Origin of the sequence: Enterobacter sp. BNK-8, assembly GCF_048685095.1 — a bacterium.
Classification (GTDB): Bacteria; Pseudomonadota; Gammaproteobacteria; order Enterobacterales; family Enterobacteriaceae; genus Enterobacter; species Enterobacter quasiroggenkampii.
Map to the genome: position 1 here is coordinate 2716797 of NZ_JBLQTN010000001.1, position 21192 is coordinate 2737988.

At 48.0% G+C, this 21192-nt stretch carries 17 protein-coding genes; 8 read left to right on the forward strand and 9 right to left on the reverse strand.

What is annotated here, in order from left to right:
* The first annotated feature begins 3 nt into the window (after positions 1 to 3).
* The 8 genes from hisD to ACMGGU_RS13305 all read left to right on the forward strand — a co-directional run bounded on the left by hisD (position 4) and on the right by ACMGGU_RS13305 (position 7267).
* Entirely contained in the window at positions 4 to 1308 is a 1305-nt protein-coding gene (gene hisD / locus ACMGGU_RS13270) for a histidinol dehydrogenase (RefSeq protein WP_045908762.1), read from the forward strand.
* A complete protein-coding gene (gene hisC / locus ACMGGU_RS13275; protein ID WP_395299419.1) occupies positions 1305 to 2366 on the forward strand; it encodes a histidinol-phosphate transaminase in 1062 nt (353 codons plus the stop codon). The genes hisD and hisC overlap by 4 nt, the downstream gene beginning before the upstream one ends.
* A complete protein-coding gene (hisB, locus tag ACMGGU_RS13280) occupies positions 2363 to 3430 on the forward strand; it encodes a bifunctional histidinol-phosphatase/imidazoleglycerol-phosphate dehydratase HisB (RefSeq protein WP_126534992.1) in 1068 nt (355 codons plus the stop codon). Before hisC ends, hisB begins: the two co-directional genes overlap by 4 nt.
* Positions 3430 to 4020 carry an imidazole glycerol phosphate synthase subunit HisH gene (gene hisH, locus ACMGGU_RS13285; protein ID WP_126534993.1) on the forward strand — a complete coding sequence of 197 codons (591 nt, stop codon included), beginning with the start codon at positions 3430 to 3432 and terminating at the stop codon, positions 4018 to 4020. The genes hisB and hisH overlap by 1 nt, the downstream gene beginning before the upstream one ends.
* Positions 4020 to 4757, forward strand: coding sequence for a 1-(5-phosphoribosyl)-5-[(5-phosphoribosylamino)methylideneamino]imidazole-4-carboxamide isomerase (gene hisA, locus ACMGGU_RS13290; RefSeq protein WP_223539236.1), 738 nt, complete (start codon positions 4020 to 4022; stop codon positions 4755 to 4757). Before hisH ends, hisA begins: the two co-directional genes overlap by 1 nt.
* Positions 4739 to 5515, forward strand: a complete 777-nt coding sequence (gene hisF, locus ACMGGU_RS13295; protein WP_048029350.1) for an imidazole glycerol phosphate synthase subunit HisF — start codon at positions 4739 to 4741, stop codon at positions 5513 to 5515. The genes hisA and hisF overlap by 19 nt, the downstream gene beginning before the upstream one ends.
* On the forward strand, positions 5509 to 6120 hold the full coding sequence (gene hisIE / locus ACMGGU_RS13300) for a bifunctional phosphoribosyl-AMP cyclohydrolase/phosphoribosyl-ATP diphosphatase HisIE (protein WP_223539237.1): 612 nt from the start codon (positions 5509 to 5511) through the stop codon (positions 6118 to 6120). The genes hisF and hisIE overlap by 7 nt, the downstream gene beginning before the upstream one ends.
* A 142-nt stretch (positions 6121 to 6262) precedes the next feature.
* Positions 6263 to 7267, forward strand: a complete 1005-nt coding sequence (locus ACMGGU_RS13305; RefSeq protein WP_395299420.1) for an NAD-dependent epimerase — start codon at positions 6263 to 6265, stop codon at positions 7265 to 7267.
* Between the two features lie 52 nt (positions 7268 to 7319).
* Here ACMGGU_RS13305 and ugd read toward each other — a convergent pair whose 3' ends face one another.
* From ugd to ACMGGU_RS13350, 9 genes are all read right to left on the reverse strand, one after another.
* Positions 7320 to 8486 (reverse strand): UDP-glucose 6-dehydrogenase, encoded by a 1167-nt coding sequence (gene ugd, locus ACMGGU_RS13310; RefSeq protein ID WP_021241437.1) that lies wholly within the window; start codon positions 8484 to 8486, stop codon positions 7320 to 7322.
* A 230-nt stretch (positions 8487 to 8716) separates the two neighbouring features.
* Positions 8717 to 10123, reverse strand: a complete 1407-nt coding sequence (gene gndA / locus ACMGGU_RS13315) for an NADP-dependent phosphogluconate dehydrogenase (protein ID WP_069720594.1) — start codon at positions 10121 to 10123, stop codon at positions 8717 to 8719.
* 135 nt (positions 10124 to 10258) lie between these two features.
* Positions 10259 to 11485 (reverse strand): acyltransferase family protein, encoded by a 1227-nt coding sequence (locus tag ACMGGU_RS13320; RefSeq protein ID WP_395299421.1) that lies wholly within the window; start codon positions 11483 to 11485, stop codon positions 10259 to 10261.
* A 42-nt stretch (positions 11486 to 11527) separates the two neighbouring features.
* Entirely contained in the window at positions 11528 to 12877 is a 1350-nt protein-coding gene (locus tag ACMGGU_RS13325) for a glycosyltransferase (protein ID WP_126535000.1), read from the reverse strand.
* 26 nt (positions 12878 to 12903) lie between these two features.
* On the reverse strand, positions 12904 to 13839 hold the full coding sequence (locus ACMGGU_RS13330; RefSeq protein ID WP_069720597.1) for an NAD-dependent epimerase/dehydratase family protein: 936 nt from the start codon (positions 13837 to 13839) through the stop codon (positions 12904 to 12906).
* Positions 13840 to 13905: 66 nt separating this feature from the next.
* On the reverse strand, positions 13906 to 15246 hold the full coding sequence (locus ACMGGU_RS13335) for a glycosyltransferase family 4 protein (RefSeq protein WP_126535001.1): 1341 nt from the start codon (positions 15244 to 15246) through the stop codon (positions 13906 to 13908).
* 11 nt (positions 15247 to 15257) lie between these two features.
* The gene (locus tag ACMGGU_RS13340) at positions 15258 to 18887 is read right to left on the reverse strand and encodes a methyltransferase domain-containing protein (protein WP_252076935.1); all 3630 of its coding nucleotides are present in this window, start codon (positions 18885 to 18887) and stop codon (positions 15258 to 15260) included.
* 59 nt (positions 18888 to 18946) lie between these two features.
* Positions 18947 to 20383 (reverse strand): ABC transporter ATP-binding protein, encoded by a 1437-nt coding sequence (locus ACMGGU_RS13345; RefSeq protein ID WP_262796445.1) that lies wholly within the window; start codon positions 20381 to 20383, stop codon positions 18947 to 18949.
* Positions 20373 to 21191, reverse strand: a complete 819-nt coding sequence (locus ACMGGU_RS13350) for an ABC transporter permease (RefSeq protein WP_065102659.1) — start codon at positions 21189 to 21191, stop codon at positions 20373 to 20375. Before ACMGGU_RS13350 ends, ACMGGU_RS13345 begins: the two co-directional genes overlap by 11 nt.
* Position 21192: the final 1 nt, after the last annotated feature.

The following is a 21192-nucleotide window of genomic DNA, read 5'->3' on the forward strand; positions in this document are numbered from 1 at the left end:
GCCATGAGCTTTAACACAATCATCGACTGGAATACCTGTAGCGACGCACAGCAGCGCGAGCTGCTGATGCGCCCGGCGATTTCCGCCTCTGAAAGCATCTCGCGCACCGTGGCGGAGATCCTGGATAACGTCAAAGCCCGCGGCGATGACGCGCTGCGTGAATACAGTGCAAAGTTTGATAAGACGGAAGTTGGCGCATTACAGGTTACCGAGCAGGAAATGACTGATGCCAGCAATCGTCTGGGAGATGACATCAAGCAGGCGATGGCCGTTGCGGTGAAAAACATTGATACTTTCCACACCGCGCAAAAGCTGCAGACCGTAGATGTGGAAACCCTGCCCGGCGTGCGTTGCCAGCAGGTGACCCGCCCGGTTGCGTCGGTCGGCCTCTATATTCCTGGCGGCTCTGCCCCGCTTTTCTCCACCGTACTGATGCTGGCGACTCCCGCGCGCATTGCCGGGTGTCAGAAAGTGGTACTGTGCTCACCGCCACCGATTGCCGACGAGATTCTGTATGCGGCGAAGCTGTGCGGCGTGCAGGCGGTCTATAAAGTGGGCGGCGCGCAGGCGATTTCGGCCCTGGCGTTCGGCACGGAATCCATTCCCAAGGTCGACAAAATCTTTGGCCCGGGCAATGCGTATGTGACCGAGGCTAAGCGTCAGGTCAGCCAGCGTCTGGACGGCGCGGCCATCGATATGCCTGCCGGCCCGTCTGAAGTGCTGGTGATTGCCGACAGCGGCGCCACGCCGGATTTCGTGGCGTCTGACCTGCTTTCCCAGGCGGAACACGGCCCGGATTCGCAGGTCATCCTGCTGACACCGGATGCCGATATGGCGAAACGCGTGGGCGAAGCCGTGGAGCGTCAGCTTGCCGACCTGCCCCGCGCCGACACGGCACGCCAGGCGTTAGCGGCCAGCCGCCTGATTGTGGCACGCGATCTTGAGCAGTGCATTGCCATTTCTAACCAGTACGGCCCGGAGCACCTGATTATTCAGACCCGCAACGCGCGCGATCTGGTCGACAGCATTACCAGCGCGGGCTCGGTGTTCCTCGGCGACTGGTCCCCGGAGTCCGCAGGCGATTACGCCTCCGGCACCAACCACGTGCTGCCAACGTATGGCTATACCTCAACCTGTTCCAGCCTGGGACTGGCGGATTTCCAGAAACGCATGACCGTGCAGGAACTCTCCCGCGAAGGGTTTGCCTCACTGGCGTCCACCATTGAAACCCTGGCCGCCGCCGAGCGCCTGACCGCTCACAAAAATGCCGTTACGCTGCGCGTTGCAGCCCTGAAGGAGCAAGCATGAACATTGAAGAATTAGCCCGCGAAAATGTCCGTCGCCTGACGCCCTATCAGTCTGCGCGTCGTCTGGGCGGTAAAGGGGATGTCTGGCTGAACGCCAACGAATATCCAACGGCGGTGCAGTTTGAGCTGTCGCAGCAAACGCTGAACCGTTATCCGGAGTGTCAGCCGAAGGCGGTAATCGAAAACTACGCCCAGTACGCGGGCGTGAAGCCAGAGCAGGTGCTGGTCAGCCGCGGCGCGGATGAGGGCATTGAGCTGCTGATCCGCGCGTTCTGCGAGCCGGGCAAAGACGCCGTCATGTACTGCCAGCCGACCTACGGCATGTATAGCGTCAGCGCGGAAACCTTTGGGGTGGCGTGCCGCAACGTGCTCTCCCTGGAGAACTGGCAGCTGGATCTGCAGGGCATTGCCGACAATCTTGACGGCGTAAAAGTCGTCTTTGTCTGTAGCCCGAACAACCCGACCGGGCAGATTATTAACCCACAGGATATCCGAACCCTGCTGGAGATGACGCGCGGAAAAGCGCTGGTGGTGGCCGACGAAGCCTATATTGAGTTCTGCCCGCAGGCGACGCTGGCTGGCTGGCTTGAAGAATATCCGCACCTGGTCGTGCTGCGTACGCTGTCGAAGGCTTTCGCCCTCGCGGGTCTGCGCTGCGGATTCACCCTGGCGAATAAAGAGGTCATCGACCTGCTGCTGAAGGTGATCGCTCCGTACCCCCTCTCGACGCCGGTTGCCGATATTGCAGCACAGGCGCTGACGTCTCAGGGGATTAACGCGATGCGCGAGCGCGTGGCGCAAATCCTGGAGGAACGTCAGTACCTGGTGACCGCCCTGAAGGATATCCCGTGCGTGGAGCAGGTATTCGACTCGGAAACCAACTACATCCTGGTGCGCTTTACCGCCTCCAGCGCCGTATTTAAATCTTTGTGGGATCAGGGCATTATCTTACGAGACCAGAATAAACAACCTTCTCTGAGCGGATGCCTGCGCATTACCGTCGGCACCCGCGCAGAGAGCCAGCGCGTCATTGACGCCCTGAAAGCGGAGAAAGTATGACCCAGAAGATCCTTTTCATCGATCGTGACGGCACCCTTATTTCGGAGCCACCAGCTGATTTTCAGGTCGACCGATTCGACAAGCTGGCGTTTGAACCTGACGTGATCCCGGTGCTGCTCAAGCTGCAAAAAGCCGGATACAAGCTGGTGATGATCACCAACCAGGACGGTCTGGGTACCGACAGCTTCCCGCAGGCAGACTTTGACGGCCCGCATAATTTAATGATGCAGGTGCTGACCTCTCAGGGCGTGGTGTTTGATGAAGTGCTGATTTGCCCGCACATGCCAGCCGACGAGTGCGACTGCCGTAAGCCAAAGGTGAAGCTGGTCGAGCGCTATCTGGCAGAGGATGTGCTGGATAAGGCTAACAGCTATGTCATCGGCGATCGCATCACTGATATTACGCTCGCGGAAAACATGGGCATCGCGGGGCTTCGCTACGACCGCAACAACCTTAGCTGGGCGATGATTGGCGAACAGCTGACAAAACGTGACCGCTACTCGCACGTTGAACGTAACACCAAAGAGACGCAGATTGATGTGAAGGTCTGGCTGGATCGCGAAGGCGGCAGCAAGATCCACACCGGCGTGGGTTTCTTCGATCACATGCTGGACCAGATTGCCACCCACGGCGGTTTCCGCATGGAGATCACGGTAAAAGGCGATCTTTATATTGACGATCACCACACCGTGGAAGATACCGGCCTCGCGCTGGGTGAAGCCCTCAAGCTGGCGCTCGGTGATAAACGCGGCATCAACCGTTTTGGCTTTGTCCTGCCGATGGACGAGTGTCTGGCGCGCTGTGCGATGGATATCTCCGGTCGCCCGCACCTGGAATATAAAGCAGACTTCAATTACCAGCGCGTGGGCGATCTGAGCACCGAAATGGTGGAGCACTTCTTCCGTTCATTGTCCTACACCATGGGCCTGACGCTACACCTGAAGACCAAAGGCAAGAACGACCACCACCGCGTAGAGAGTCTCTTCAAGGCCTTCGGCCGCACGCTGCGCCAGGCAATCCGCGTGGAAGGTGACGCCCTGCCCTCATCAAAAGGAGTCCTGTAATGAACGTGGTGATTCTGGATACCGGATGCGCCAACCTGAACTCCGTAAAGTCGGCGATTGCGCGCCACGGCTACGAGCCGGTGGTCAGCCGTGACCCGGACGTGGTGCTGCGTGCCGACAAGTTATTCCTGCCGGGCGTGGGCACTGCGCAGGCGGCGATGGATCAGATCCACGCGCGCGAGCTGGTCGATCTCATCAAGGCTTGTACCCAGCCGGTGCTGGGGATTTGCCTGGGCATGCAGATTCTTGGCCGCCGCAGCGAAGAGAATAACGGCGTTGACCTGCTGGGCATTATCGACGAAGACGTGCCGAAGATGGCCGACCACGGTCTGCCTCTGCCGCATATGGGCTGGAACCGCGTGTACGCCAAAGCGGGCGACAGGCTTTTTCGCGGCATTGAAGACGGCGCGTATTTTTACTTCGTACACAGCTACGCCATGCCGGTGAACGCGAATACGATCGCCCAGTGCACTTACGGCGAGGCGTTTACCGCAGCCGTGCAGAAAGACAATTTCTTCGGCGTACAGTTTCACCCGGAGCGCTCTGGCGCCGCGGGCGCGCAGCTGCTGAAAAACTTCCTGGAGATGTGATGATTATTCCCGCGTTAGATTTAATTGACGGCACGGTTGTCCGTCTTCATCAGGGCGATTACGGGCAGCAGCGAGACTACGGAAACGATCCGCTGCCGCGTCTGCAGGATTATGCCGCCCAGGGGGCTCAGGTGCTGCATCTGGTCGATTTAACAGGTGCGAAAGACCCGGCAAAACGCCAGATTTCTCTGCTGAAAAATCTGGTTGCCGGTGTTGATGTGCCGGTACAGGTGGGCGGCGGCGTACGTACAGAAGATGACGTTGCGGCACTGCTGGACGCGGGCGTAGCGCGCGTGGTGGTCGGTTCAACCGGGGTGAAAGAGCCTGAGATCGTAAAAGGCTGGTTCCGCCGCTTTGGCGCCGACGCGCTGGTACTGGCGCTGGACGTGCGCATTGATGAACAAGGTAATAAGCAGGTGGCGGTCAGCGGCTGGCAGGAAAACTCCGGCGTGACGCTGGAGGCGCTGGTCGAGATGTATCTCCCCGTTGGCCTGAAGCACGTGCTGTGCACGGATATCTCCCGTGACGGCACGCTGGCGGGCTCCAACGTCTCGCTGTATGAAGAGATCTGCGCGCGTTATCCGCAGGTGGCGTTCCAGTCTTCGGGCGGAATTGGTGATTTAAACGATATTGCCGCGCTGCGCGGAACGGGCGTACAGGGCGTGATTGTGGGCCGAGCCCTGCTGGAAGGTAAATTTACGGTGACGGAGGCGATTCAATGCTGGCAAAACGGATAATCCCTTGCCTGGACGTACGTGACGGCCAGGTCGTGAAAGGCGTGCAGTTCCGCAACCACGAGATCATTGGCGACATCGTCCCGCTGGCAAAACGCTATGCCGATGAAGGCGCAGACGAGCTGGTGTTCTACGATATTACCGCCTCCAGCGATGGACGCGTGGTGGACAAAAGCTGGGTGGCGCGCGTGGCGGAAGTGATCGATATTCCGTTCTGCGTGGCGGGCGGGATTAAATCCGCTGACGATGCGGCCCAAATTCTCTCGTTTGGTGCCGACAAGATTTCCATCAACTCCCCTGCCCTGGCCGACCCGGAGTTGATTACTCGCCTCGCCGATCGTTTTGGCGTGCAGTGTATTGTGGTTGGGATCGACACCTGGTATGACGCCGCAACGGGCAAGTACCACGTCAATCAATATACGGGTGACGAAAGCCGCACGCGCGTAACGCAGTGGGAAACGCTCGACTGGGTGCAGGAAGTGCAGAAGCGTGGCGCGGGCGAGATTGTCCTCAACATGATGAACCAGGATGGCGTGCGTAACGGGTATGACCTTGAGCAGCTGAAAAAAGTCCGTGCAGTCTGCCACGTTCCGCTGATTGCCTCCGGCGGCGCGGGCACCATGGAACATTTCCTCGAAGCCTTCCGCGATGCTAACGTGGACGGCGCGCTGGCCGCTTCCGTGTTCCACAAACAGATTATTAATATTGGTGAGTTAAAAACGTACCTGGCCGACCAGGGCGTGGAGATCAGGGTATGTTAACAGAGCAACAACAGGCGCAGCTGGACTGGGAAAAAACGGATGGATTACTGCCGGTGGTTGTCCAGCATGCCATCTCAGGCGAGGTGCTGATGCTGGGCTATATGAACCAGGACGCGCTGGCGAAAACGATCGAAAGCGGCAAAGTGACGTTTTACTCCCGCACGAAACAGCGCCTGTGGACCAAAGGGGAAACCTCGGGGCATTTCCTGAACGTGGTCAGCATAACACCTGACTGCGATAACGATACCCTGCTGGTGCTGGCAAACCCAATCGGCCCGACCTGCCATAAGGGCACCAGCAGCTGCTTCGGCGAGGCGAGTCATCAGTGGCTGTTCCTGTATCAACTGGAGCAACTGCTGGCAGAACGAAAAACGGCAGATCCTGAGAGTTCTTATACCGCGAAGCTGTACGCCAGCGGAACCAAGCGTATTGCGCAGAAGGTGGGTGAAGAAGGCGTTGAGACTGCGCTGGCCGCGACCGTGCATGACCGCGAGGAGCTGACGAATGAAGCCTCTGATTTGATCTATCACCTGCTGGTGCTCCTGCAGGATCAGGCGCTGGATTTGACGGCGGTGATTGAGAATTTACGTAAAAGACATAAATAAACATCCTACCGGGGGAGCGCTCGCTCCCCTTTTCCTGTAATAAAGCAGTTATCATTCCTTCCGTGAGCGGGTATCATCAGCCGATAGTGTAAACGCACGATTTTATGCGTTAAGAGTTACTCATTTAACATTGAGGTTGAAGATGAAATTTCTGGTCACCGGCGCTGCCGGCTTTATCGGTTTCCACGTCAGCGAGCGCCTGCTGCAGGCAGGACATCAGGTTGTAGGAATTGATAACCTTAATGACTATTACGATGTCAATCTGAAGCAAGCGCGACTGGATCTGCTTACATCCGACAATTTCACTTTCCATAAGCTGGATCTGGCCGATCGCGAAGGGATGGCCTCGTTGTTTGCAGCTGAGAAGTTTGACCGCGTGATCCACCTCGCCGCGCAGGCTGGCGTACGTTACTCTCTGGAAAATCCGCACGCTTACGCGCAATCAAACCTTATCGGCCATCTCAACGTACTGGAAGGCTGCCGACACAACAAGGTGCAGCATTTACTGTATGCTTCTTCCAGCTCTGTTTACGGCCTGAACCGAAAGATGCCGTTCTCCACCGATGACTCGGTTGATCACCCGGTTTCCTTGTATGCCGCGACGAAAAAATCCAACGAACTGATATCGCATACCTACTCTCATCTTTACAATCTGCCGACGACCGGCCTGCGCTTTTTCACTGTGTATGGGCCATGGGGCCGTCCGGACATGGCGCTGTTTAAATTTACTAAGGCCATGATTGAAGGCAAAAGTATTGATGTTTACAACTATGGCAAGATGAAGCGCGACTTCACCTATATCGATGATATTGTTGAAGCGATTATTCGTCTGCAGGATGTTATCCCTCAGGCCGATGCGAACTGGACCGTTGAAACAGGGTCCCCGGCGTCCAGCTCTGCGCCGTACCGTATTTACAACATTGGCAACAGTGCGCCAGTAGAACTGATGGATTACATCACCGCGCTGGAAGAAGCGTTAGGCAAAGAAGCGGATAAAAATATGATGCCTGTTCAGCCAGGTGACGTGCTCGAAACAAGCGCGGATACCACGGCGCTCTATGACGTGATTGGGTTTAAGCCGAAAACGTCGGTGAAGGAAGGCGTGAAGAATTTTGTGGACTGGTATCGCAATTTCTACAAGGTCTAAAAAAACAAAACCCGGCGAATGCGCCGGGTTTTTTATGCGTTACGGGCAGTAATCAGTCGCTGCCGAACAGATCGCGGGTATACACTTTATCCGCAACGTCCGCCAGCTCTTCCGCCATGCGGTTAGAGATGATCACGTCCGCCTCTTTCTTGAATGCATCCAGATCACGCACCACGCGGGAATGGAAGAACTCATCTTCCTTCATTACCGGTTCATAAATAATGACCTGTACACCCTTGGCCTTAATGCGCTTCATGATGCCCTGGATGGAAGATGCACGGAAATTATCGGAGCCACTTTTCATAATCAGGCGATAGACGCCTACAACTTTCGGCTGACGGGAAAGTATTGAGTCAGCAACAAAATCTTTGCGGGTCCGGTTGGCATCAACAATCGCCGAGATGATGTTGTTAGGAACAGACTGATAGTTAGCCAGCAGCTGCTTAGTATCTTTCGGCAGGCAGTAACCGCCATAGCCAAACGACGGGTTGTTATAATGATTGCCGATACGTGGATCCAGACAAACGCCTTCGATAATTTGACGGCTATTCAACCCCAGGCTCTCTGCATAGCTGTCCAGCTCGTTAAAATATGCCACACGCATGGCAAGATACGTGTTAGCAAAAAGCTTGATGGCTTCCGCTTCGGTCGAATCGGTGAACAGCGTTGGAATATCTTTTTTGGTCGCCCCTTCCTGCAGCAGCGCGGCAAATCGCTCGGCGCGCTCTGAACGCTCGCCAATAACGATGCGTGATGGGTTCAGGTTGTCGTACAGCGCACGCCCTTCACGGAGAAATTCCGGGGAGAAGATGACATTATCAATGCCGTACTTTTCTTTAACGGACTGGGTAAAACCAACCGGGATGGTGGATTTAATGATCATCACCGCGTTCGGGTTGATTTCCGTAACATCGCGGATCACCGACTCAACGCTCGAGGTGTTGAAGTAGTTGGTTTTAGGATCATAGTCGGTCGGTGTGGCGATAATCACATAGTCCGCCCCACGGTAAGCATCCTGCTTGTCAGTGGTTGCGCGGAAGTTTAGCGGCTTCGTTGCCAGATACTCTTCAATCTCTTTATCTACAATCGGGGACTGCTTCTTGTTAAGCATGTCCACTTTAGCCTGCACGATATCCAGCGCAACCACTTCGTGGTTCTGAGCAATCAGGATACCGTTGGAGAGACCTACATAACCTGTACCGGAAATTGTTATTTTCATTCGCGAATAACTTCTATAAGTGAGCTGTAGAGATGACCGCAGGGCCATCACGATAATCAATAACTGTAGGGCTTTTTACCTCCTGCCTTGTGGGAGTGTCAAGGCGAAGCCTCAGGAATAGCCCGTCCAGGTACAACATTCAGACTACTTCGAATATGTGGTTGTGATTTTGGTGAAAAAAACCCGGAGAATATCTCCGGGTTTATATAACAACCTGAGGCTAAATCAGATTAGTCCAGCCATTCCGTGTGGAACACACCTTCTTTATCTGTACGCTTATAGGTATGCGCACCGAAATAATCACGCTGAGCCTGAATGAGGTTAGCCGGCAGTACCGCAGCACGATAGCTGTCGTAGTAGGCTACTGCAGCAGAGAAGGTCGGAACCGGGATACCGTTCTGCACCGCGTAGGCTACCACGTCACGCAGCGCCTGCTGGTATTCGTCAGCGATTTTCTTGAAGTACGGTGCCAGAAGCAGGTTGGCGATACCGGCGTTTTCAGCATAGGCATCGGTGATTTTCTGCAGGAACTGCGCACGAATGATGCAGCCCGCACGGAAAATCTTCGCGATCTCACCGTAGTTCAGATCCCAGTTGTTCTCGTCTGATGCCGCACGCAGCTGAGAGAAGCCTTGCGCGTAAGAAACGATTTTCCCCAGGTACAGTGCACGACGCACTTTCTCAACGAACTCCGCTTTATCACCTGCTGGTTTAGCCTGCGGGCCAGACAGCACTTTAGATGCCGCCACGCGCTGCTCTTTCAGAGAAGAGATGTAACGCGCAAAGACAGATTCGGTGATCAGAGACAGTGGTTCACCCAGATCCAGAGAGCTCTGGCTGGTCCATTTACCGGTGCCTTTGTTCGCTGCTTCATCCAGAATCACATCAACCAGGTATTTACCCTCTTCATCTTTCTTCGTGAAGATATCTTTGGTGATGTCGATCAGGTAGCTGTTCAGCTCGCCTTTGTTCCACTCGGTGAAGGTTTCAGCCAGCTCTTCATTGGAGAGGTTCAGGCCGCCTTTCAGCAGGGAGTATGCTTCCGCAATCAGCTGCATATCGCCGTATTCGATGCCGTTGTGCACCATTTTCACATAGTGACCGGCACCGTCAGGACCGATATAAGTCACACACGGCTCGCCATCTTCAGCAACCGCAGCAATTTTGGTCAGAATAGGCGCAACCAGCTCGTAAGCTTCTTTCTGTCCGCCCGGCATGATGGAAGGACCTTTAAGAGCCCCCTCTTCACCACCGGACACGCCGGTGCCGATAAAGTTGAAGCCTTCTGCAGACAGTTCACGATTGCGGCGAATGGTGTCCTGGAAGAAGGTATTACCGCCATCAATGATGATGTCGCCTTTTTCGAGGTAAGGCTTCAGGGAGTCGATAGCAGCATCGGTACCTGCACCTGCTTTCACCATTAACAGGATACGACGAGGGGTTTCCAGAGACTCAACGAATTCTTTAACCGTATAGAAAGGGACCAGTTTCTTGCCTGGGTTCTCGGCAATCACTTCTTCAGTTTTTTCACGGGAGCGGTTAAATACGGAAACGGTATAGCCACGGCTTTCAATGTTAAGCGCCAGGTTGCGCCCCATAACTGCCATACCGACAACGCCGATTTGTTGCTTGGACATTACATACTCCTGTCAGGTGTGAGCACCCGATAGCTTAGGTGCTATCGGGGTTAATAATCTGAGATGTTAACTCATAAAACCCAGCGTGGCATAGCAAGTGCATGCTCTTTTATGCTGTAAAAGTCATTTTATAGGTTAATAAGGGGCAAAAACTTTGATGCAAGCCAACATCACAATTACTGCTAAATAGTTAATAAACAATGACTTATCAAATATCTGTTTTGAAAATGTTCTATTCTTATACCATTCAATAATGATTCTCCTGCAAGGCAGTTCAATTAAACGGTGTAAAAACCATGCAGTTAGCAGTGATATAGACCAAAAAATTAACACTTGTTCAGTTACAGAAAGACCATTAAAAACAGATAAATTTTTCTGGAACCAGACAAGAACGCTCATATGGACCAGGTAAAGAGAAAAACTAATTTCACCCAGCAGAACAAAAAATTTAGCAGACAATATCTTATTAATTATTCCATTACCATAAGCAAAGATCAGAATAAGGAATGCAAAGGAAAAAACAGATCCGGCTTTTGATAGATAATAGCTGAGCACTACCCCGGTCTGCTCACCAATTCCTACGAAACCAGTAAATCTTGGCGAAAGCCACATTGTGAAAACTGCAATTATTATCGCCATAATTTCCGCAATGGAAAAAACAGCACTAGAGCGCGAGGTATTCCATGAATGATCGCGTGTCTTCATATATACATTACAGACAAGAACTCCAATGTAGAACTCAAAAATTCTTACCCATGGATTTATATAAAGCAGCCCCATTAAGCTAAACTGGCTATTACCTTCATCCGCAGAAACGTTCCATAACACACCGAAACACAGGTGCATAATAACAGCAATACTTAAAATGATTAATTTAAGCCATTTACCAGGTATCAGGCTTGTTATTAATAATGGAAACGCAATATAGAAAAACATCTCCGTGGAGATACTCCAGGAGACGCCGTTAAAGGTAAGAAATACATCTTTCAATGGCACCAGTGACTGAAGCAAGAAAGTATGCAGGAAAGCGGTGAACGCAATGGCCGCTCCCTGTAGCCCCCCTTGGTTAATACCACCCGTGAATATTACAAGTAAGAGCATCGCAAAAAGATGTGATGGCAGGATTCTTGCGAAGCGTGCAACATAGAATCCTTTTACTTCCGCGAAGGTTTTTAATTTAGGATAATTATAAGTGAGTATAAATCCTGACAAAACAAAAAAGAAAGATACACCCTGCGCTAAAGATAAAGTTGTTGCAATGCCTAGTGAACCAAATAAACCGTGACCATGCCCTAAAACGATCATTGCCGCAGCAAAGAACCTTAGAGAAGTAAGTGCGTCTAATTTTTTTATATTCTGCATAGTTTTTTTTCAGATTTGCTTGCTATAAAACTTAAGCATAATTCATTCATGCCTCGCCTCCCAAACATCATAGATATCATCAACATATTGGCATGATGTCTTTGGTCTTACTGAACCCTGACTTAGCCTTGTTAAATCTGCGTCTATTAAAGATTTTATTTTTTCATAAAGATCTTTATAATTGCCGGCTTCGAACAAAAGCCCATTAATATTATGGGTTATTACCGCAGAGATTCCCGGCAAATTTGACCCAATAACAGGACAATTCGCTGCCTGCGCAGAATAAATAACAAGCGGTGTGTTTTCGAACCAAACAGACGGAACCACCAGGACATCAAATTCATCTAAGACTGATAAGATTTTATTATTTGGAAATACCCCCTTAAAAGAAATATTTCCTTTTCCTGCTGCAAGACTATATAGTTCTTTAACGTAATCAGGAAATTCGTCTCCACTGCCAAAGATAGTCAATGACGCAAAATTATCTGGTAATAAATTAACAGCTTTTATTGCAACATCACAGCCTTTATGCGGTGCCAGTGTCCCAATGAAACCTATTCGTAATGGTCTATCTTTAGCCCATTTCTTATATTTAGCTTCAGTAAATCCTTCATTAAAATCAATACCAAAACTTTTTTCGTATATGATGGATGGACTGACGCCGTATTTGATGAAAAGCTCAGACATAAAACGATTGGGGGAAATAATACCCTGGATTCTATTCAGCGCACTAACAGTATTATCAATGCGATGTGCCATCGCCTTCACCTCATGGCTCATCGGATACTTGATGTTTTTATATCTCTTAGTAACGTCGGTAACTTTGTCAAAAACAACATTGGGTATTATTTGAATGATATTTGCTGTAAATCTATTTACCCTATCCTGTGCAAAATGCTTTACGCAATTTCCAGAATACCTATCAGGACCATTACAGAAACATCCATTATTAAGCATTAATTGTGCCGTTGGGCATATCATCCAGAAATCAGTTGGAGTGAAATATTGTGCGATTCCAGCGTCGGCAAGATAGTTAATAATTCTCACCCCAAGCCTGTTTAGGTGAAAATGATGCACTAATTGAGGTTGGTAACTCTCGCATACCTCAGTGAAATAATGCTCAGCTAACTTATTATTATATCCAACATCAATCATTGATGTTTGATCGGCCACCGGCGAATAAGAGTGATGGAATCGATAAATATGGATGTTTTCGTATTCATATTCATCAAATCGTTCATCTTCAGCAAGTTCACTTTTCGCTGGATGGCCTGTAAAGACACGTACATCATGACCGCGTCTTATGAGCTCTTTTACTACCGACAATGTTAATACTTCAGTACCAGCTCTGTATTCTGGAAAAAACTGATGAACGGTAATTAATATTCGCATTAATGATTACTCAATATTAATTCCTGCTATTTATTATGTATTACTTGTTTCATCCACTCTGCAGTACGGACTAGACCGTCCTGCATAGTTACTTTTGGTTCCCAGCCTAATTCATTTCGAGCCTGTTGATTGCAAAGCACACTGATATCGATATCGAATGAACGACCTGGTTTATAAATTACCTGGACCGGCTCTGTTACAATATTTTTCATCATATCAATTAATTCATTCAGGCTTGTTCCTGTTCCGGAACTTATATTAAAGCATTCTTTTTCACCTTCATAGGTGATAGCTTTTGCAAAGGCTTCAGCAACATCGCTTACATGAATATAATCTCGTTGCACATTACCATCTCCCCAAATTTCAATGGGAGCCCCCTTCAGGATGTTGTGCATAAATATACCAATTGCACCCTGCGCGGTTTCCACGCGCTGTCTTTCACCATAGGGGTTAGCAACACGCAAAGTTACCGCTTTGATCCCATGCAACTTACTGAACATATGCAAATATTTTTCTATCGCTAACTTAGTAATACCATAAGATACTACTGGCTCTGTGGGATGCTTTTCATCGATAGGAATATACTGGGGGTTTCCATAAACAGTACCACCTGAAGATATAAATACAATACGCTTAACTTTGTGTTCGACCATAGCGTTAAGCATGTGCAAGCTTGGAATGATATTTGTTTGTACGTCATAAACAGGATCATCATTAGAGCTTTTAGGCAAAGTGGTTGAAACTAAATGAACGACCCCATCCATGCCTTCAACGGCATCTTTCAAATCATGGCTACTGCTAAAATCCCCGGTTGTCCATTCAACATTTTCTGTTTCTGCAAAATGGCGATAAGGCGGCACACGAGGTCGCTCAAATATACGTAATTGATGGCCTTCCTGTAACAATCTTTCACAAATTGCAGAGCCAATAAATCCACCACCACCAAAAACAACTAATTTCATTTTCCCTCCAGGGACATATCTATACTTAACCACGCAGAACGATCGGATAAGGTGCCGGCATAGTAATTAGTTCGGCTGGTAAAGACTTAATGTTTCTTTCGCCATAACTTCCGTTGTACGCAAATATTCAGTCGTTAATGAAAGTTTGCTCAGCAATCCTGGCGTTTGCAGAATGTATGATAGCTTCTCGGTAAGATCATTTACATCACCACGTTTGAAGCTATATCCATTCTTCCCTTCAGTTAGAAACTCAGTCATTCCTTCGACGTCAGAAACCAATACCGGAGTATGCGTCGCAAGGGAGTTTAATAAAACTAAAGGACTGTTTTCGTACCAACGGGAAGGTATAACGAAGAGATCCATCTCCTGGAAAATGTTAGCGGTTAGTGACTGCTCAAAGGTACCCATAAATGAGATACCATCCACGCCTTCACTTAATCTGTTCAGTTCTTCCATATAATTTACGGACTGATTGGTAGGCCCATAAATCTTAAGCACCGCACTATTTTTAGGAAGCCTTTTAAACGCTTCAATAATGAGGTCTGTACCTTTATGAGGCGCAATCTGACCAATATAACCAATGACAGGGATATGACCTTTACTACGCAGCGGTTTTGGCTGGCGATCGATATCCATGCCGAACCACAACTTAGTCATCGGTACGCTGATGCCATTTTTCTCATAGGCTTTCTTAAGAAAAGCAGTTGGCGCAACGGCGCCTTTATAATATGTATTATAAAGGTATGATAACGTATCAGGGCGTTGTGCAAGATCTTCGACTATGCCCTCCAGATGACTATTTTTTAGCAAGCCTATCTGTTTAGCGCCAACAAGGCCTTTTGAAATGACGTTAGCAGCAACAGGTGTGGCTGCTTTTCTCAACCAACCACTGGCATAGCCATTTTGCGCAGCTTCTTTTAAATAACAGGCAATACAATTAGCTCTGGAACCTGAAGGACCGGCACATAAATCACCATTTGCTGCTTCGAGTTTATTATTAAAGCAAAACCCAAAGAAATCTGTGAACGTGGTATAAGTCGGTATATTTAATTTCCCAGCTACTTCAAGAAGAACAGAGGTATGGTTAATAAGATGCGTGATGTGAACAATATCTGGTTTAAGTTCAGCAAGAATACTTTCCAGCACGTCACGCATTTCAGGTTGATAATAAGTCTCTTTAATTCTTGAATGTGGAAGAACATTCTTATCTATTGCTATCACTGGAATGCCTTCCCAGGAATAGCGGCTGACCAATTCTGCTTGTTTAGCCTCTCCTTGAAAGACTGCAGAAACTACTGTGACATCATGGCCCCAGGCACGATAATGTTTAGCTAAACCTAAGGTATACGTTTCAGTACCATAGAAATGGTCAGGAAAAAAACAATGTACGAAGAATACAATTTTCATAGTTTGCAATATTATTTTTTCGCCATTTCAGCATAAAGCCCAGCATAGGCTTCGATCATGGCCTGCACAGAAAAATTCTCTTCTGCACGCTGTTGATGTTCACGTCCCATTTTTGCTCGCAGCTCATCGTTATTGAGTAGTTCTACGGCAATGTCTGCCAGACTCTCTGCGTCGCCGCCTGGTGCCAGCATCTCTTTTGAGTTAACTATTTCACTAATTGCCCCAATATCATAACCGATTACCGGCACCCGCATATTCATGGCAAATGGGCTCACCTGTCCGAAACTCTCTTTCCAGACTGGCGCAACGAACAGAGACATACGGCGATAATAATCAGGCAGAGTATCGTAGTCGACGTATCCAGTGAATTCAAATTGTGCTTCTACACCGGCACTTTTTACTGCCTGCTGGAAAGGCGATAGCAGACTACCTCCACCTACAATCAGAATTTTCGTTTTTGGTCTTTTCTGAGCAATGAGGATAAACGGCTTAATCGAATCCTCATTTAACTTATCGCACTCAAGTCTATAGACCATGCCTACGCAATCTGAAGGAACAGCTTCGTGGTCTGCTCGCATGAAGTGCGAAAAATCAGAACCTGGATAAACAGTAACATGCGTTGCATCAGGACGACCAAAAACATGACGCACATAATCACTCACATAAACATATCGTTTAACCGCATCGGAAATGTGGGGTGCAATTGGTGTATTGATATTCTCAATAACCGGGATATCAAGGATTCTAGCGGCTTCTATTGCCTGCGCATACCAAGGTTCATCGACATCGCCCCAATAATGGACATGGACAAAGTCTGGCTGTCTACGCTTTAAATAATTAATAAATGGGGTTATATCGTGACTGTCACGTTGCTCCTCAATGTCCAGACCAATGTATGCAGGAGGATTTGGCGCATAGCTTGTCAAAACAAACTGTTCATAGTCATGTCCTAAATATTCGACTAAATCCACAACTAAACGCGATGAACCACCCGTCATAAAGTTTGCAATGATATGGGCAATCTTAGGTGCGCCCTGCTTAGTAATGGGCTTCTTGACCCGGTATCCAGTGGATATCAATGCGTTATCAACAGTTTCAACAGGATGAGGACGCCGCGAGAAGCGATTACGTAGCCAGCTTGTAACTGGCTGTAATTTGCTTCGTAATGAACGCGGAGTAACAAGTGATGCAGAAAGGTAAGCGGCATGCATGACTTTACGCGCTCCCCACGGCTGATAAAGCATGACGTTCCGTAACCGCATCAAACGGGTTTGCATAACCGCATTAAATTCATGGAGCCTGGCTGCCTGTTCAGCTATAACCGTATCTTTTAAATTAATGGTATTTACCAGTTCAGCCGATGACGAATTCTTTAACTGCACAGAGCTTGTCAGCTCTGCTAATTCCATATCTTTTATATGCATAGCACTTGTCAGCTCTGCTAATTCCATATCTTTTAAATGCAGAGATTGAGTCAGTTCAGCTAATTCTCTTTCTTTCATCTGAACGCTATGCGCTTGTTCAGACAATTGCGTTTTTTGGTGCTGTATAACATCACGCAGAGAGGCGGCGAAAGTATCGAGCGATAAAATTTGCGTCCTAAGGGAATCACACTGACTTTTTAGCGAAACAAACTGAGCATGAGGGCTTCTCTGCAGTTGCAGCCACCACCATGGCTTATCTTTAAAATCATCCAGGTTAGTTAACGCATAGGCACAATTGCTTGCAAAGTCGAGTATGGATGATAATTCAGGCAAGGCAAATTCTACTGGAGCGCTTAAATCACCCAGACTTAGTTGCCAGTCAGCAGTTACTGCACTTTGCGCAGCTGAAATACCTGCCTTCCATGCTTCACGAGCAGATGCTTCATCACCACTATTAAGAGAAAGTTTCCCGAGGTACAGATATGCTTCAACTGTCCTGTTTGCGAGCAGAGGGCTAAATTGTAAAGGATCAATCTCAACACACTTCTTGAAAGCAATACGAGCTTTATCGTGCATACCTGCTTGTAGCCATAATTTTGCAATTACAAAATGAAGCGAAATCATCCAGCGAATTGCGTGAGGCGTTTCAGGCTTACTGACAATATATTCTTCAACCCGTTCGACAAAATCATTTATAGTATCGATGGAGGTCATTTCTTGCTTATTTAGCAACTGATACCCTTTAACACAAAGCGCTGCCCCAGCATCAGCGCTGTTGTTGTGGTTAGTATCGATAACTTTTTCTGTAAGTTCAGCCAGCAGCGCTTTGTTTTTCTGCCGCCAGCCAATATCTACCATCCCACGAACCAACCACGGATTTTTATAATCACGTGCGAAAGCAGTTACATTCCACTTTGGCTGTGGGAAGGTTTTATGCTGTGTTTCATGATATACAGCATCTTCGGCGTTGAGAGGAGATTTCATGCCCACCGCGAGCCACCATTCCGATGGAGGTGCAATGGCTTCATCTATCTCAGTACTAATCTCGTATAATTCTCGTTTTGCAGGCACCCAGTTTTTACTTCCAGCAGATTCTTTGTAATGTGTGGCGGACTGGACTGTCACATTTTCCAGCTCAAATGACGCCTTAAGCTGGCTGCGAAGTTTATCAAGCGTATAAACATGCAGGTGGAAGGGGTTGGGATCTTCCCCTGTTTCATCGCTCCAGTCGTTAGGGACACTGACGATGACGCGCCCTGCTGGTGTCAAAACGCGATGGAATTCTTTAAGTACACTCTCAGGATCGGGGATATGCTCTAGCGTTTCAAAAGAGATGACAACATCCACACTATTATCAGCGATGTTATTTAATGCTTCTGGCAACATTCCGGCAGAAAAGGAAAGGTTACGCACGTCTGGAGAAAAATTAATATTTGCGTAATCAATGGCGTAGTCGCTGCCATCAATTCCTATCGTTTTAGCCGCCATGGTATTGCATTGAAGAATATAGCTTCCATAGCCCAGACCACAAGCCGCATCAAGTACTGTATCACCAGGGCGAACAAAGGTTGCGGCCCATTGATAACGGGCGATGTGGGCATCGGAACGTTCACCTGCTTCACGGGTCATATCCATATGCAGATCGCGTTCCTCCTTGAGCGCCTCAAGGGGATAACGTTCACTCGCTGTATGGGAAATGCACTCTAATAAAATTACGGCTTCCCCGCTCTCACGGCCCAGCGCACTATAGTCATTGACTAAATAATAAGAAGGGTGCTTACGGAAATTCTCGTTAAAGAACAGACTCTCCCAACCATTGCGATCAAGAACGTTTTCATTTACGTCACTCTGCTGAGAATGTGCTGTTTTTACCCGTAAATAAACTGAACGACGCGTTACGCGTTTTAACTCTTTAATTGCCTGAACAAGGAGTTCACGATCAATGTGCTCAAAATTATAAAGGATTACAGTGGTATCGAAGCTTTTATCTGCATACGGTAATTTTTGAGCATTACCTTGCATAAAACGCCCAGGCATCAAACTGTTTGCAGTAGCTACAGCTTCAAAAGACTCATCAACGCCATGCGCGTCTATACCGTTGGCAAGCAGTGTCTGTACTAATTGTCCATTACCCGATCCAATATGGAGGAATGTTTGACCTCCACATGTGTTTAATATCTCTCGTGCAATAGTATCAATATTTTCAATATTCGTCATTTATATAGCCTGTCTTTTCCAGGTATTAGAAGCAATTGTTCAGTAATTTAACAATAATTTTAAAGCAAATCACTTACCATGCGTAAATCTGCTACACCACCGAAATGATAAGATTGAGGTTCCGTATTCACGGTAAAGAAGGCTGCCTCATCAATCCAATGAATCATACGTTGTTCAGCATAATAAGGTTTACCCTCTTCCGTGATTGAAACCTGGATCTCGTATAGATTGGGACCCATACCGCATATAAAGTCAAATTTAATACTAAATAGTTGATCCTGAGAAAAATTGCGCCGCCAGAATATGTCTCCCGGCATTGATACTCCGTTTAGTATCGCCATATCCTGGTTCAGCGTTCCCCAGGAGTACATTTTCACGCCTTCTTTATTTCTGATGCGCAAACCAACATTTAAATGTGTTAGGTCCGTATGGGCTTTGCATTGAACAATAACGGTTACTTTATCGCGAGGATCAAAATTGGAACAAGGTTCTCCCTTTTCATTAAAGAGAGATACATCCAAAACCTCTGCATCCAGATCGCCAAAAGAAAATGCTTTGAGCCGCTCTGATAATGCAGGAGAATTAACATTATTTGCTAATGTGGAAGAATCACTCATATTGAGTGACTCAATTTTTCCCTGTTCTGCTTGCTGCTCCCCCGTTTGTTTAGCAGCTCTCATTTGACGCGCTTTTTCTTTAAGTTGTAAGGCTGCCTGGCTAAGCCTTTTCGACTCAATTTCATGCAAGGATTTTCTGTACTCAAGCAACGCATCCGCAGAAGTTCCAGTGAATTTGACGACGCCATGCTCAAGGAATATAGCCTTGTCCGTCATGGTACGGACGGATTCCTGATCATGCGAAACAAAAAGCAAAGTTGTCCCGTTGGTGCGTAACCGATCCATGCGCTCAAAGCATCTTTTCTGGAATAGTGCATCCCCTACTGCGAGGGCTTCATCCACAATCAGGATATCCGGCTCGATACATACTTGTACAGCAAACGCGAGGCGAACAAGCATACCACTTGAATAAGTTTTAGTCGGCTGATCGATAAACTCACCGATATCCGCAAACGCCAAAATCTCGTCAAAGCGTTCATTAATTTCGGCTTCCGTTAAACCAAGCACCGCACCGTTCATATAGACATTCTCGCGGCCAGAAAATTCAGGGTTGAAACCCGAACCCAGTTCCAACAGAGCCGCAACACGACCTTGAGTTTTTACAGACCCTGACGTTGGGTTTAACGTGCCACAGATTAATTGCAGTAAAGTCGATTTACCTGAACCGTTTTGCCCGATGATACCTACTGATTCTCCTTTCGCTATTTCAAAGGAAACATCACGCAATGCCCAAAACTCACGGAATAACGGTTTTGGGTTTTTACCAACAAGGCGATGCAATCCTGAGTAAATGGACTGCTTCAGACGATCTGAAGGACGATCGTATATTTGATAACATTTACTCAGGTTTTTAACCTGGATTACAAAATCAGAGCACATCAGCAAAACCCTTCCGCGTTTTCTGGAACCATACAAAGCCTATCCAGGCGATAATAAAAGCAGAAACCCAGTAAATACCCAGTACGGTAAAATCAGGATGTTTCCCCCAATAAAGCGTATTACGGGTCTGCTCAATTACCGTAGTCAGAGGATTGAGGTACATTAACTGACGGAATTCTGGCGGCAAAATATCGGCTGAATAAAATACAGGGCTCAGAAACATTAAGGCAGTGGTAAAAAGCGTGATGAATTGATTAATGTCTCGCAAGAATACTCCCAAAGACGCAAGAATCCAGCTAATGCCAAGTGCTATAATCATTAATGGCATCAAAACCAATGGGAAGTAAAGTATGGTTAGATGAGGGATACCGAAAAATACACAATATGCAACAAGCCATACAAAAAGGCTAATTACCATATGAAAAAGCGCAGAGCCAAGCGATACAATTGGCAAAATCTCTAATGGATATACCACTTTTTTTACATAATTTACATTTGAGAGTATCAACTGTGGCGCTTTATTGAGACATTCGGAGAAAAGGTTAAATACAATCAACCCTGCAAAAAGAACTAAAGCAAATTCACCTTTGGAAGCACTGCCCCCATGCCAACGAGCTTTAAAAATTTCGCTAAAGACAAAAGTATAAACAGTCAGCATGAAGAGTGGATTAATTAACGACCAAATAATGCCCATTGATGAACCACGATAGCGACCCTGAATTTCTCGTATCGTTGTTGTTTTAATGAGAAATCTGTTCCGCCAAATAGACGCCAGCATTTCACGCGGGCTTACAGGGAAATATTGCATT

What these genes read in the sequence shown, in the direction of transcription:
- ACMGGU_RS13335 (WP_126535001.1), bottom strand. Translation starts at nt 15,246, where the DNA reads ATGAAAATTGTATTCTTCGTACATTGTTTTTTTCCTGACCATTTCTAT.
- hisH (WP_126534993.1), top strand. Translation starts at nt 3,430, where the DNA reads ATGAACGTGGTGATTCTGGATACCGGATGCGCCAACCTGAACTCCGTA.
- ACMGGU_RS13305 (WP_395299420.1), top strand. Translation starts at nt 6,263, where the DNA reads ATGAAATTTCTGGTCACCGGCGCTGCCGGCTTTATCGGTTTCCACGTC.
- hisIE (WP_223539237.1), top strand. Translation starts at nt 5,509, where the DNA reads ATGTTAACAGAGCAACAACAGGCGCAGCTGGACTGGGAAAAAACGGAT.
- ACMGGU_RS13350 (WP_065102659.1), bottom strand. Translation starts at nt 21,191, where the DNA reads ATGCAATATTTCCCTGTAAGCCCGCGTGAAATGCTGGCGTCTATTTGG.
- ACMGGU_RS13345 (WP_262796445.1), bottom strand. Translation starts at nt 20,383, where the DNA reads ATGTGCTCTGATTTTGTAATCCAGGTTAAAAACCTGAGTAAATGTTAT.
- hisF (WP_048029350.1), top strand. Translation starts at nt 4,739, where the DNA reads ATGCTGGCAAAACGGATAATCCCTTGCCTGGACGTACGTGACGGCCAG.
- gndA (WP_069720594.1), bottom strand. Translation starts at nt 10,123, where the DNA reads ATGTCCAAGCAACAAATCGGCGTTGTCGGTATGGCAGTTATGGGGCGC.
- hisB (WP_126534992.1), top strand. Translation starts at nt 2,363, where the DNA reads ATGACCCAGAAGATCCTTTTCATCGATCGTGACGGCACCCTTATTTCG.
- ugd (WP_021241437.1), bottom strand. Translation starts at nt 8,486, where the DNA reads ATGAAAATAACAATTTCCGGTACAGGTTATGTAGGTCTCTCCAACGGT.
- ACMGGU_RS13340 (WP_252076935.1), bottom strand. Translation starts at nt 18,887, where the DNA reads ATGACGAATATTGAAAATATTGATACTATTGCACGAGAGATATTAAAC.
- ACMGGU_RS13320 (WP_395299421.1), bottom strand. Translation starts at nt 11,485, where the DNA reads ATGCAGAATATAAAAAAATTAGACGCACTTACTTCTCTAAGGTTCTTT.
- hisD (WP_045908762.1), top strand. Translation starts at nt 4, where the DNA reads ATGAGCTTTAACACAATCATCGACTGGAATACCTGTAGCGACGCACAG.
- hisA (WP_223539236.1), top strand. Translation starts at nt 4,020, where the DNA reads ATGATTATTCCCGCGTTAGATTTAATTGACGGCACGGTTGTCCGTCTT.
- ACMGGU_RS13325 (WP_126535000.1), bottom strand. Translation starts at nt 12,877, where the DNA reads ATGCGAATATTAATTACCGTTCATCAGTTTTTTCCAGAATACAGAGCT.
- ACMGGU_RS13330 (WP_069720597.1), bottom strand. Translation starts at nt 13,839, where the DNA reads ATGAAATTAGTTGTTTTTGGTGGTGGTGGATTTATTGGCTCTGCAATT.
- hisC (WP_395299419.1), top strand. Translation starts at nt 1,305, where the DNA reads ATGAACATTGAAGAATTAGCCCGCGAAAATGTCCGTCGCCTGACGCCC.